We start from the raw sequence: 11,219 nt of genomic DNA on the forward strand, positions 1-11,219 counted from the left end.
GGCGGCGCATTCGCCTATGCCGCAGGCGCAATCGCTGTCGCTCGTCCTCCGGCGCTCGGCCCGGCGGACGCCGCACAAGCCGGCGGTGATCTTCGAAGACGAAACCTGGAGCTTCGCCGCGCTCGACCGGCTGGCCGATGAACTGGCCGCCGGGCTGGCGGCGCGCGGCATTGGCAAGGGTGACCGCGTCGGCATCGTTGCGCGCAACAGCCATGCCTTTCTTGCCATCCGTTTCGCCGTGGCGCGGATCGCGGCGGTGCTGGTGCCGGTGAACGTCATGCTGGGCGCGGCCGAAATCGGCTTCATCCTCGAACATGCCGGCGTCTCGCTGGTCTTTGCCGATGGCGAATTTGCCGGCACCGTGCGCGAAGCGCTGGGCGCGGCTGGCGCCGATATCGTCACCGTCATGGACAGCGTGGCCGGCTTATCGGGCTGGCAGGAACTGTGCGTGCGCGGCACCGTGGCGCAAGACTGCGCCACGGCCGAGGACCTGTTGCAGATCGTCTACACCAGCGGCACAGAAAGCCGGCCCAAGGGGGCCATGCTCACCCACGGCGCCGTCCTCTGGGAATACCAGAGCTGCCTGTTCGACTGCGAATGGTCCCCGGCGGATGTCACACTCCACGCCCTGCCGCTGTTCCATTGCGCCGCGCTGGACCTGATGGCGGGGCCTGCGATTGCGGCGGGAGCAACCGGCGTGATCATCGCCCGTCCCACGCCCGAGGCGATCTGTGCCGCGATAGAGCAGCATCGCGTTACCTCGTTCTTCGCGCCACCCACCGTATGGATCGCCATCCTGCGTTCCGCGGCGTCGGAACGCCACGATCTGTCCTCGCTGGCCAAGGGCTACTACGGCGCATCGATCATGCCGGTCGCCGTGATCGAGGAACTGGCGATGCGGTTGCCCCGCCTGCGCTTGTGGAATGTCTATGGCCAGACCGAAATCGCTCCTCTTGCAACCCTGCTTCGCCCCGATGAGCACGTCGGCCGGCTCGGCTCCGCGGGCCGGGCCGCGTTGCATGTCCAGACGCGCGTGGTCGACGACGACATGAACGACGTGCCCCCGGGCGCGGTCGGGGAAATCGTCCACCGCTCACCGCAGTTGCTCAGCGCTTACTGGAAACAGCCCGAAGAAACCGCGCGCGCCTTTGCGGGCGGCTGGTTTCACAGTGGCGACCTCGCCACGATGGACGCCGAAGGCTTCATCACCGTGGTCGACCGCAAGAAGGACATGATCAAGACCGGTGGCGAAAATGTCTCTTCGCGCGAAGTGGAGGAAGTCATCTACGCGCATCCCAAGGTGTCGGAAGTGGCGGTCATCGGCATACCCGATGACCGCTGGGTGGAAGCCGTCGCGGCAGTGATCGTCCTGCGCGCCGGCCAGCAGGTCGAAGCCTCGGAAATCCTTGAACACTGCGCAGTCCGGCTTGCTCCTTTCAAGCGGCCCAAGCATGTGTTCTTCACCCCCGGCTTGCCCCGAAACGCCAGTGGCAAGATCATGAAACGCGACGTGCGCGATGCGTTCGCCGCAAAGCGGGCCGAAGCATGACCGACTTCCATGCGCCCACCGCCGACCAGCTCCTGGCCATGCGCGTCAACGCCGGTCTCGATGCATTGGCCCTGCATGATCGCTTTGCCGCCGCCACGCCCGATCTGGTCGCAGCCATTGCCAACGGCATCGGCGCGCTCGCCGAACGCGAATGGGCGCCGCTGAACCGGCTGGGCGACGTGCAAGGGGCCACCTGGTGCGATGGAACGGTCACCCTGCCGGCCGGTTTCGCACAGGCTTATCGGGCGTTTTTCGAACAGGGCTGGGGCTCGATTTCAGGCCCGACCGCCCATGGCGGTCAAGGTCTGCCGTTCACGCTGGCAACGTGCGTGCTCGAAACCCTCGGCACCGCCAACATGGCCTTTTCGCTGCTGCCCATGCTCACGGCCGGCGCCGTGGAAGCCCTGCATTACCATGGCAGCGCCGAGCAGCGGGCGACCTATCTGCCAAAGCTCATCAGCGGCGAATGGTCCGGGACCATGAACCTGACCGAACCGCAAGCCGGGTCTGACGTGGGTGCGTTGCGGACCACAGCTAGGCCAATCGAAACAGGTGAGCATGCCGGGAAATGGCGGATCAAGGGCACCAAGATCTACATCACCTGGGGCGAGCATGACTTGTCACACAACATCATCCATCTTGTGCTTGCCCGGACACCCGGCGCTCCTGCGGGGACCCGCGGCATTTCGTTGTTCGTTGTTCCGAAATACCTTGTTGGTGCAGACGGGCAGCTGGCGCAGCGCAACGACCTCCGTGTCGTTTCCATCGAACACAAGCTAGGTATCCATGCCTCGCCGACTTGCGTGATGAGTTTCGGCGATAATGACGAATGTATCGGCGAGTTGGTCGGGGCGGAAAACGCGGGCCTGAAGGCCATGTTCACTATGATGAATTCCGCGCGTATCAATGTCGGTAGTCAGGGCGTGCAAGTGGCTGAAGCTGCTTTGCAAAAGGCCTGCGCCTATGCGTTGGAACGCGTGCAGTCACCCCGCGCCGGGTCGCCAGACAAGACCCCCGTTTCGATTATCCAGCACCCTGATGTGCGACGCATGGTGTTGCGCATGCGGGCGCTGACAGAAGCAGCGCGGGCGCTTTTGTATTACACCGCAGGACAGGTCGACCGCGGTACGCTTGGAGTTTCCCAGGCACAGCAGCGTGCGGAGGTGCTGGTGCCGATGTTGAAGCTATGGGGCACCGACATTGGCTGCGAAGTTGCAAGCCTTGGCGTGCAGGTTCACGGCGGCATGGGCTTTGTCGAGGAAACCGGAGCGGCCCAGTTCTACCGCGATGCGCGCATTGCGCCAATCTACGAAGGTACTAATGGCATTCAGGCCGCCGACTTTGTTGCCCGCAAACTGGGTGATGGCAGTGTTCTGAAGGGTCTGTTGGCAGACGTCGTCGCCGATGCAACAAGCGGTTCAGTCCTAGCTGATTTGGCCAACGACTGCATCGCAGTTGCCGATTGGATGGTGAACGAAGCCAGCATTGACGACAAACTAGCGGGTAGCGTCCCTTTCTGTACGATGTGCGCAGTGGCGATTGCCGGCTGGCAGCTGTTACGACAGGCTCGCGCCACTGAGGAAACAGGCAGTGTGCTCTTTAAAGAAAAAGCAACTGTTTCACGCTATTTCAATGAACAATTTGCGGCCGAAGCCCGGGGTTTTCGTTTCAGTGCGACTGCTGGCTCGGCGCTGCTCTACGAACTTGATGAAAAAGAGCTAGCTCGATCCTGAATAGTCATATTATTTGGCGATATTATATGATTGATCTGGCCCCCTCTGAGTGGCCCCAAATCTGTTTTATTTTTGGCTCCGAAGGAGGAGTGGAGTGGAATAGCAAGGAAGCCCAAGCTTGCGGAGATCATTCGCATGCTGCGCGAAGCCAAGATCGTGTTGGCGCGGGGCTACGGATCGCGGTATCCGAAGGCGTAGCGCATACGTCGGATTGACGAATCATTTTAGCAATGTTCTATTTATGTTCCATTAATCTAGGAACATGAAACGTGCTGCGCCTTGTCGATATCCCGTCCAAACTCGAACTTCCGCTGTTCACTTCCACAGTGCCGGCTGGATTCCCGAGTCCGGCGGATGACCACATCGAGGGCAAGCTCGATCTCAACGAGCATCTGGTCCGGCGGCCGGCGGCAACCTTCTTCGTCCGGGCTGCAGGTGAGTCCATGCGGGGAGCCGGGATCTTTGATGGCGACCTGCTGGTAATCGACCGCGGGATCACGCCCCAGCCTGACGACATCGTGATTGCTGTCGTCCACGGCGAACTAACGGTCAAACGGCTGCGGCGGCAGGACGGCGCCTGGCAACTGGCGGCCGAGAACCCGAATTTTCCCACCATGCAGATCCGCGATGATGGCTGTGAAATCTGGGGCGTCGTCACCCACAGCATCCGGCGTCATTGTGGACGCTGATGGCCACCTTCGCGCTCGTCGATTGCAACAACTTCTACGCGTCCTGTGAGCGGCTGTTCCAGCCGGATTTGCGGGATCGTCCTGTCGTGGTCCTGTCCAACAACGATGGCTGCGTGATCGCCCGGTCCAATGAGGCCAAGGCGCTGGGCATCCCGATGGGTGCGCCTCTGTTCAAGATCCGCCGCCTGATCGAGGAGCATGGGATCACCGTCCGCTCGTCAAACTACGCCCTCTATGGAGATATCTCGGAGCGCGTGATGAGCGTGCTTGGCGCGCAGGCCCCAGCCCACGAAATCTACAGCATCGACGAGTGCTTCCTGGACCTCGACCGCATGAGCTAGTGGTCAGGCAAGCACTTCACCGGATGGGGTTGCGCTTCAGGCTACACCGGAAAGATCTTCCGGGCAGCCCTGACATCGTCTTTCCCAAGTTCCGAGCCGTCGTTTTTGTCCATGGCTGCTTCTGGCATCGTCACAAAGGTTGTCGGTTAGCTTCAGAGCCGAGCACGCGCTCCGAATTCTGGGCTAAGAAGTTTGCTGCCAACGTCAGTCGGGATGAGCAGAACATGCTTGGATTGGCGGCTCAGGGGTGGCGCGTCGGCGTGATCTGGCAATGCGCGGTCAAGTCGCCAGGACCAGCCGAAATCGCTCATCAGATAAACGCGTGGCTTAATGGGGCCAGTGGATCACTGGTTATCCCTTCTGACTGAAGCCGGATGCCGGAAGGTTGGACGCGGGTAAATTTATGTGCCTCTACCGGCTTCCGAAGCGAAGATCGCGATGCCGAAAGGATGAGTGATATCGGGGTTTTACGGCTCTGCACCGGAACTGGTGCGGTCGAGAGCTTTGGAGAATATCGGGCCTAAGAGAGCATATCTGCCCCAGCACCGCAGATGTGCAGTGGAGAGGCTAATACCTATAACCCTTGAAACGCTGGGGATTTTTTGCGCCTGGCCCATGGAATAGAATGATTCCAATAGGTTAAATGGCGGAGCGGGAGGGATTCGAACCCTCGATACGCTTTTGACGTATACTCACTTTCCAGGCGAGCGCCTTCGACCACTCGGCCACCGCTCCGCACGTGCCTGATCGTTTCGTGCGGGGCACCAAACGTGAATCAGGCGATCAACCAAATCGCTCTGGAAGCGTGGCCCCTAGCGGCACGTGAGCGCTTTCGCAAGGCGTCGGTTCCTGCAATGATGGACAAATGTCATTACTCGTCGTTCTTGCCGCTGCAGCCGCCACCCCTGCCCCATTGGCCGTGCCCTCGCCCGGTGAAATCCTCAGTGCGTCACCGGCCGGTGACTGGACGCGGATCGCGCCTGACGACTTGCTGGTCATGGACCTTGCACCCGATTCCGCAGGTCGCCCGCGCCGTATCGTTATCCAGCTGATGCCCGAGCCGTTTTCTGCCGGATGGACCGCCAATATGCGCACGTTTGCCCTGACACGCTGGTGGGACGGACTTTCGGTCTATCGCGTGCAGGACAACTGGGTTGCGCAGTGGGGCGATGCCGACGGCGAGGACAAGGCCAAAGCCAAACCGCTTCCTGCTGGTCTGGCGAGTGTGCCGCAGAGCCGGTACGTGGTCCATCCCGAAGGACCGGAGCGGAGCGCGACCCATGAGGAGCTCGACACCTGGCTGGCCACGATGGAGGGCACGCACGCGGCGTGGCATGCGCTCACGCACAGCAAGCTCGCGATCAAGGATGCCGATCCTTATGCGGATGAGACATTCTTCTATCGTGGATGGCCAGTGGGAGCATCGCGGAAAGGGCCCAGCGCCTGGCCGCTGCATTGCTATGGCTCCATAGGCGTTGCTCGCGACACGCCGCCTGACACCGGCACTGGCGCGGAGCTCTACGCCGTCATCGGCCATGCCCCGCGCCAGCTCGATCGCAATCTGGCGGTCGTTGGTCGCGTGGTCGAAGGCATTGCCCATCTTTCATCGCTGCCGCGCGGCGCTGCGCCCATGGGTGTCTATGCCAAGCCCGAGGAGCGCACGCCGATTCTATCGATCCACCCGGCGAGCGACGTGCCCGACTTGCCTGCCTACGAATATCTTTCGACCGAGAGCATGTCGTTCCACCGCTATGCCGAGGCCAGCGCCAACCATCGCGAGGCATTCTACGTGCAGCCTGCGGGCGGGATCGACATCTGCAATCTCAAGGTCCCGGTGCGCCGCGTAAAATGAGCGAGACGGACTACGCGGTAACGGCAAGGCTTTGGCGCTGGAGCATGGGCGATAAAGGCGGGGACTGGTTCTTCATCAGCGTGGGCGACGAGGTGGGCGAGGCCCTTTCGGCAACGGCGCTGATGCACCGGATGGAGAGGGGGCGCCCGTCCGGGTGGGGCGCGGTCAAGATCGCGGTCACGGTCGGCGAAACCTGCTGGCGGACGTCGGCATTTCCGAGCAAGGAGCGCGGCTGGATGGTTCCGATCAAGGCCGTGGTGCGCAAGGCCGAAGGCCTGATCGAAGACGAACCTTTCGCCCTGACGCTGACTTTCTGAAGGACTTGAGCTTGCCTGCCCCACACAACGTCGCACTCGTCGGTTATGGCTATGCCGGGAAGACCTTTCACGCGCCGCTGATCCAGTCTGCACCCGGCCTCGCGCTGGCTGCTCTCGTCTCGCGCAATCCGGCCAAGGTCCATGCCGACCTGCCAGGGATGCGCGTTGAGGCCGATATCGCCAGCGTCCTTGCCGATCCAGGCATTGCGCTTGTCGTGATCGCCACGCCAAACGACAGTCACGCCCCGCTAGCCCATGCCGCGATAGAGGCGGGCAAGGCGGTCGTGATCGACAAGCCTCTTGCGCTCACGCTTGACGAGGCACGGGCGGTCGCCACCCACGCGGCTGCGCGCGGCACCTTGCTCAGCGTGTTTCACAACCGCCGCTGGGATGGCGATTTCCTGACAATCCGCAGGACGATCGAAGAAGGGCTGATTGGCAAGGTCGCCCATTTCGAGAGCCACTTTGACCGGTTTCGGCCGGTCGTGCGCGATCGCTGGCGCGAGAACCCTGGTCCGGGCAGCGGCGTCTGGGCGGATCTGGGGCCGCATCTTGTGGATCAGGCGCTTTGCCTGTTCGGCTTGCCCGAGCGCGTCATGGCGAGCTTCGGAATGTTACGCGACAGCGCGCAGACCGACGACTGGGCCCATGTCGTGCTGGAATATCCCACCGTGCGCTGCGTGCTTCACGCCGGGATGCTTGTCGCCGGGGGATCGCCGCGGTTCATCGTCCATGGCAGCGGGGGCAGCCTCGTGAAGCATGGCCTCGATCCTCAGGAAACGCAGTTGCTGCAGGGTTTGCGTCCGGGCGATGCCGGCTGGGGCCATGATCCGAGGCCGGTGGACCTGTTCGACGCGGAGGGCGTCCTTAAGCCCGCGGCGCTGGCCGACGGCGATTATGCGCAGTTCTATGAAAGGATGGCAAAGGCGCTTGATGGGGCTGAAGCGCCGGTTACCGCGCGCGACGCACTTGCGGTCATGGCCGTTGTCGAGGCGGCCGCGCTTGCGGCGTCGACCGGCATTGCGCAAACGGTGCCCGCTTTCGAGTAAGCCGCTGAACGATCAGCCGCCGCGCAGCACCTTTTCAACCGCTTCGACGATCTGCTGGACCGAGAATGGCTTGGCGAGGAAATGCATGTTGGGGATGTCGATTTCGCGCCGCAAGTGTTCCTCGGCATAGCCCGACATGAACAGGAACGGCAGGTTCGGCTTGAGCGCCCGGATTTCGCGCGCCATGGCGGGGCCATCCATCGAGGGCATCACGACGTCCGACACCACAAGGTCGAACTCACCCCGCCCAATGGCCTCGAGGCCTTCCTCGCCGTCCGCTGCGGTCGTGACCTCGTAACCCTGCCGCACCAGCGCGCGTTCGGCCACGGCGCGGACGGTGTCCTCGTCTTCGACCAGCAGAACGCGGCCACCGCCGGTCCATTCGCGCTTGGGTTCGCTACGGGGCCGCGCCGCTTCGGCAGTTTCGGCCGCATCGGGTGTATGCACGGGCAAGTAGATCGAGAAGCGGGTGTACTTGCCCACTTCGCTCTCGGCAAAGATGAAGCCGCCCGATTGCTTGACGATACCGTAAACGGTCGAAAGCCCCAGGCCGGTGCCCTTGCCCTTCTCCTTTGTGGTGAAGAACGGCTCGAAGATTTTACCAATCTGGCCCGGCTTGATACCTTGCCCGTTGTCCTCGACGACCAGCGCGGTGTAGTCGCCTATCGGCAGGATCTCGCTCTTCATGGCGCGCACATCGGATGCGGTCACCCGGCGGGTGATCAGCTTGAGCACGCCGCCGGCCTTGGCGCTCATGCCTTTCTGCTTCTCGTTGATCGCATCGCGCGCGTTGACCGCAAGGTTGAGCAAGACCTGTTCGAGCTGCGTCGGATCGGCCCGCACAAAGCCCAGATCGCGGTCGTGCGTCACTTCGAGCACGATCTTCTCGCCGATCAGGCGCTTGAGCAGGGCCGAAACCTCAGCCACCACGTCGGGAAGCTGCAGGACCTGCGGGCGCAGTGTCTGCTGGCGCGAGAAGGCGAGCAACTGGCGCGTCAGCGAGGCTGCGCGGTTCGAGTTTGCCTTGACCTGCTGGATATCGTCGTAATCGCTGTCGCCGGGCGTGTGGCGCATCAGCATGGGGTCGCAATAGCCGATGATCGCGGTGAGCACATTGTTGAAGTCGTGCGCCACGCCACCGGCCAGCTGGCCGACCGCCTGCATCTTGGTCGCCTGGGCAATCTCGCGCTTGAGGCGCGTCTCTTCCGAGGAATCCTTGAGGCTCAGCAACACCGCCCCCTCGCCCAGCCCGCGCACGCCTGCAAGGCTCAGCGAAACCGGCTCTTCAGGCGCGGCGCGCAGGCGCACGGCCACGTCGCCCGCCATCGGCTGGCCTTGCGCATAGCGGCGGACGGCATCGGCCAGCGCGCCCTTGTCTTCCTTGATCACGAGGTCGGACGGATAGGGCGGCGGGATCGTGTCCTCGTGCCCCGCTGCGCGCAGGAACGCGGCATTGGCAAATAGGATGCGCCCGTCGCGGTCGGTCATCGCAAGGCCGAGCGGCAGGCGCGACAGCAGCGCCTCGATCTGCGGAAGGCCCGCGCGGACCTCGCCCACCCCGCCCTGGTTGTCGATCAGCAGGAACAGCGATGCGGTGCGCGCCGGGTCGATGTTGGCAAAGCCGTCGGGGTCGGCCACCGGCAGGTGGACGAGCCTGACCGGCGTGCCCTTGCGCGCCTCGCGGGCATAGAAGATGCGCTCTGCCTCGTCGCTCGCCAGGAACGAGACGAAGTCCTGCCCTGCCATGTCATGCGTGGCTTCGCCTGTGGCACGCTGGGCAAAAGCGGAGTTGGCCGAAAGGATCGCACCTTCGGGCGTGACGACCGCCGCCTGAATGCCCTCACGCGCAAGCGCCCGCCCGAGCTTGCCGGCCATGTGGCCTGCCATCTCGGTCACGAGATCGTGCGAGGTTACCGGCATCAAGCGCCAGACGAGGTAGTCCTCGCCTCGCCCTGCCCGGCTGATTTCAGCGCGCCATGCGCCAGTGGAGTTGCTCAAGCCTTCGACCCGGGCCGAACCATCGCGCCAGGCCGCGCGTGCGGCGTCCTCCAGCCCATCGACCGAGGCCCGATCCAACGGAAGGCGGGGTGGCGAGGCGGACACGCCGAACCATTCGCTCATCAAGGTGTTGGCGCACACGAGCCGCCCGGCCCGGTCGGTTATGGCGATGCCCGCATCACTGCGTTCGATTGCCGCATTGGTGACGGACCAGTCGGGAATGGCAAATTCTGCCGCTGCTTCGACCCTTGCCGGTCTTGCGACCAGCCGCAGCGCCGCACCGATCGCGCCCACGCCGCCAAGGAACCCGGCGGCGACCAGCGGCTGGCCCGATACGCCCCACAAAAGTCCCGCGCTGGCGGCAACCGCTCCGCCCAGCAGGGCCCAGTCGCGCAACGGCGTCGCATCAGGCCCGCGCCCGTCGATCTCGCCCCCGGCGCTCGCCATCAGTCGGGGAAATCCCGCGCGGCCCAACGCATCTGGCGGACCTTGCGCTTGTGCGCGGTCCACATCCGCCAGCCGATGGCGGAAAGCAGGTAGCCCACCGCCGCAGTCACGACCGAGATCAGGAACAGCCCGATGATCAGCGATGGCGCGGCATCGGACCCTAGCCAGGCCAGCCAGTCACCCAGGCTTGCCCCGCGCGTCACGAGTTCGCTCACCGTCGAGAAATCCGCGTGATAGCCGAAGCTGTTGCCCACCCAGATCGCACCGGGAAGGAACACGAACAGCGTGGTCGGCGGGATCGACACGAAGGTCATCAGCACGGCGAGCGGAATGTTGCCACGCACCGGCACGCACATCAGCGCCGCGCCGATGATCTGGATGCCGGGAATCAGCGCGAAGATGCCGACGAACAGTCCGGCAGCGACGCCGCGCGGCACCGAACGCCTGGTGAACCGCCACAATTCATGGCGCGCGGCGAGCGGGCGGGCGAAGCGGTTATGCTCCATCTGCTCGCGCGTCGGCATGTTGGCCCGCGCCCAGTTGACGATCCGATTGAACATGGCGCCTTGCTTTTACCCGTTTCCCGTCCGCGCCCCAAGTGGGACGCCTTGCCGCCATCACGCCTAGTCCAGAGTGCGTTACCGCGCGGTGAAGTGGATCACCTTCGCCCTGGCTTAGCCGTGGTCCTTCATGATCCGCGCCTTGTCGCGCTTCCAGTCGCGCTCTTTCATCGTGCTGCGTTTGTCGGCCGCGTTCTTGCCCTTGGCGAGCGCGAGTTCGACTTTCGCGCGACCGCGACTGTTGAAGTAGATCGAAAGCGGCACCAGCGTCATGCCCTTGCGCTCGACCGCGCCGTGGAACTTGGCGATCTGGCGCTCCTTCAGCAGCAGCTTGCGCGGACGCTTGGGCACGTGGTTGTTGCGGTTGCCGTGGCTGAATTCGGGCACGTTGGAATTGACCAGCCAGACCTCGCCGTTCTTCACCTCGGCATAGCTCTCGGCAATCGAGCCCTCGCCAAAGCGTAGCGACTTCACCTCGGTCCCGGTCAGGCAGATGCCTGCCTCGTAGCGGTCCTCGATGAAGTATTCAAAACGCGCGCGCCGGTTCTCGGCGACGACTTTCGTTTTCTCGAATTCTGGGTTTACGGGACGTGCCATGGTTCCGCCCATGTAGGCGCTGGCCCGGCAAAGCGGAAGTGGGACTTCGCACTTTGTCGGGAAGCAGTTTCGTCAGGCGGATCAGAG

General features: G+C 63.5%; 11 protein-coding genes and 1 tRNA gene. 8 read left to right on the forward strand and 4 right to left on the reverse strand.

Annotated features, from left to right (window positions below):
* The first annotated feature begins 16 nt into the window (after window positions 1-16).
* The 5 genes from AC2A04_RS15120 (at window position 17) to AC2A04_RS15140 (ending at window position 4,680) form a co-directional block, all read left to right on the forward strand.
* Window positions 17-1,549 (forward strand): fatty acyl-CoA synthetase, encoded by a 1,533-nt coding sequence (locus AC2A04_RS15120; RefSeq protein ID WP_484213187.1) that lies wholly within the window; start codon window positions 17-19, stop codon window positions 1,547-1,549.
* Window positions 1,546-3,282 (forward strand): acyl-CoA dehydrogenase family protein, encoded by a 1,737-nt coding sequence (locus tag AC2A04_RS15125; RefSeq protein ID WP_484213188.1) that lies wholly within the window; start codon window positions 1,546-1,548, stop codon window positions 3,280-3,282. The genes AC2A04_RS15120 and AC2A04_RS15125 overlap by 4 nt, the downstream gene beginning before the upstream one ends.
* 269 nt (window positions 3,283-3,551) lie before the next feature.
* A complete protein-coding gene (locus tag AC2A04_RS15130; protein ID WP_484213189.1) occupies window positions 3,552-3,971 on the forward strand; it encodes a LexA family protein in 420 nt (139 codons plus the stop codon).
* Window positions 3,971-4,312 (forward strand): Y-family DNA polymerase, encoded by a 342-nt coding sequence (locus AC2A04_RS15135; protein WP_484213190.1) that lies wholly within the window; start codon window positions 3,971-3,973, stop codon window positions 4,310-4,312. The genes AC2A04_RS15130 and AC2A04_RS15135 overlap by 1 nt, the downstream gene beginning before the upstream one ends.
* A 23-nt stretch (window positions 4,313-4,335) precedes the next feature.
* The gene (locus AC2A04_RS15140; protein ID WP_484213191.1) at window positions 4,336-4,680 is read left to right on the forward strand and encodes a very short patch repair endonuclease; all 345 of its coding nucleotides are present in this window, start codon (window positions 4,336-4,338) and stop codon (window positions 4,678-4,680) included.
* A 276-nt stretch (window positions 4,681-4,956) separates the two neighbouring features.
* Here the strand turns inward: AC2A04_RS15140 and AC2A04_RS15145 are convergent.
* A tRNA-Ser gene (locus AC2A04_RS15145) sits at window positions 4,957-5,047 on the reverse strand.
* 130 nt (window positions 5,048-5,177) lie between these two features.
* Here AC2A04_RS15145 and AC2A04_RS15150 point away from each other — a divergent pair.
* Genes AC2A04_RS15150 through AC2A04_RS15160 form a run of 3 tightly spaced genes read left to right on the forward strand, consistent with a single transcriptional unit; the run spans window position 5,178 to window position 7,530 of the window.
* Window positions 5,178-6,164, forward strand: coding sequence for a peptidylprolyl isomerase (locus AC2A04_RS15150; protein WP_484213192.1), 987 nt, complete (start codon window positions 5,178-5,180; stop codon window positions 6,162-6,164).
* On the forward strand, window positions 6,161-6,481 hold the full coding sequence (locus tag AC2A04_RS15155) for a DUF1905 domain-containing protein (protein ID WP_484213193.1): 321 nt from the start codon (window positions 6,161-6,163) through the stop codon (window positions 6,479-6,481). The genes AC2A04_RS15150 and AC2A04_RS15155 overlap by 4 nt, the downstream gene beginning before the upstream one ends.
* An 11-nt stretch (window positions 6,482-6,492) precedes the next feature.
* Window positions 6,493-7,530, forward strand: coding sequence for an oxidoreductase (locus AC2A04_RS15160; protein WP_484213194.1), 1,038 nt, complete (start codon window positions 6,493-6,495; stop codon window positions 7,528-7,530).
* 12 nt (window positions 7,531-7,542) lie between these two features.
* Here AC2A04_RS15160 and AC2A04_RS15165 read toward each other — a convergent pair whose 3' ends face one another.
* The 3 genes from AC2A04_RS15165 to smpB all read right to left on the reverse strand — a co-directional run bounded on the left by AC2A04_RS15165 (window position 7,543) and on the right by smpB (window position 11,132).
* Entirely contained in the window at window positions 7,543-9,975 is a 2,433-nt protein-coding gene (locus AC2A04_RS15165) for a response regulator (RefSeq protein WP_484213195.1), read from the reverse strand.
* Window positions 9,975-10,535 (reverse strand): DUF2062 domain-containing protein, encoded by a 561-nt coding sequence (locus tag AC2A04_RS15170; RefSeq protein ID WP_484213196.1) that lies wholly within the window; start codon window positions 10,533-10,535, stop codon window positions 9,975-9,977. The genes AC2A04_RS15165 and AC2A04_RS15170 overlap by 1 nt, the downstream gene beginning before the upstream one ends.
* Window positions 10,536-10,649: 114 nt before the next feature.
* Complete coding sequence (gene smpB / locus AC2A04_RS15175; RefSeq protein WP_484213197.1) at window positions 10,650-11,132, reverse strand: SsrA-binding protein SmpB; 483 nt, start codon at window positions 11,130-11,132, stop codon at window positions 10,650-10,652.
* Between the last annotated feature and the right edge of the window lie 87 nt (window positions 11,133-11,219).

The organism is Novosphingobium sp. HNCC26DJ243 (genome assembly GCF_057180545.1).

What these genes read in the sequence shown, in the direction of transcription:
- AC2A04_RS15120 (WP_484213187.1), top strand. Translation starts at nt 17, where the DNA reads ATGCCGCAGGCGCAATCGCTGTCGCTCGTCCTCCGGCGCTCGGCCCGG.
- AC2A04_RS15125 (WP_484213188.1), top strand. Translation starts at nt 1,546, where the DNA reads ATGACCGACTTCCATGCGCCCACCGCCGACCAGCTCCTGGCCATGCGC.
- AC2A04_RS15135 (WP_484213190.1), top strand. Translation starts at nt 3,971, where the DNA reads ATGGCCACCTTCGCGCTCGTCGATTGCAACAACTTCTACGCGTCCTGT.
- AC2A04_RS15140 (WP_484213191.1), top strand. Translation starts at nt 4,336, where the DNA reads ATGGGGTTGCGCTTCAGGCTACACCGGAAAGATCTTCCGGGCAGCCCT.
- AC2A04_RS15150 (WP_484213192.1), top strand. Translation starts at nt 5,178, where the DNA reads ATGTCATTACTCGTCGTTCTTGCCGCTGCAGCCGCCACCCCTGCCCCA.
- AC2A04_RS15155 (WP_484213193.1), top strand. Translation starts at nt 6,161, where the DNA reads ATGAGCGAGACGGACTACGCGGTAACGGCAAGGCTTTGGCGCTGGAGC.
- AC2A04_RS15165 (WP_484213195.1), bottom strand. Translation starts at nt 9,975, where the DNA reads ATGGCGAGCGCCGGGGGCGAGATCGACGGGCGCGGGCCTGATGCGACG.
- AC2A04_RS15170 (WP_484213196.1), bottom strand. Translation starts at nt 10,535, where the DNA reads ATGTTCAATCGGATCGTCAACTGGGCGCGGGCCAACATGCCGACGCGC.
- smpB (WP_484213197.1), bottom strand. Translation starts at nt 11,132, where the DNA reads ATGGCACGTCCCGTAAACCCAGAATTCGAGAAAACGAAAGTCGTCGCC.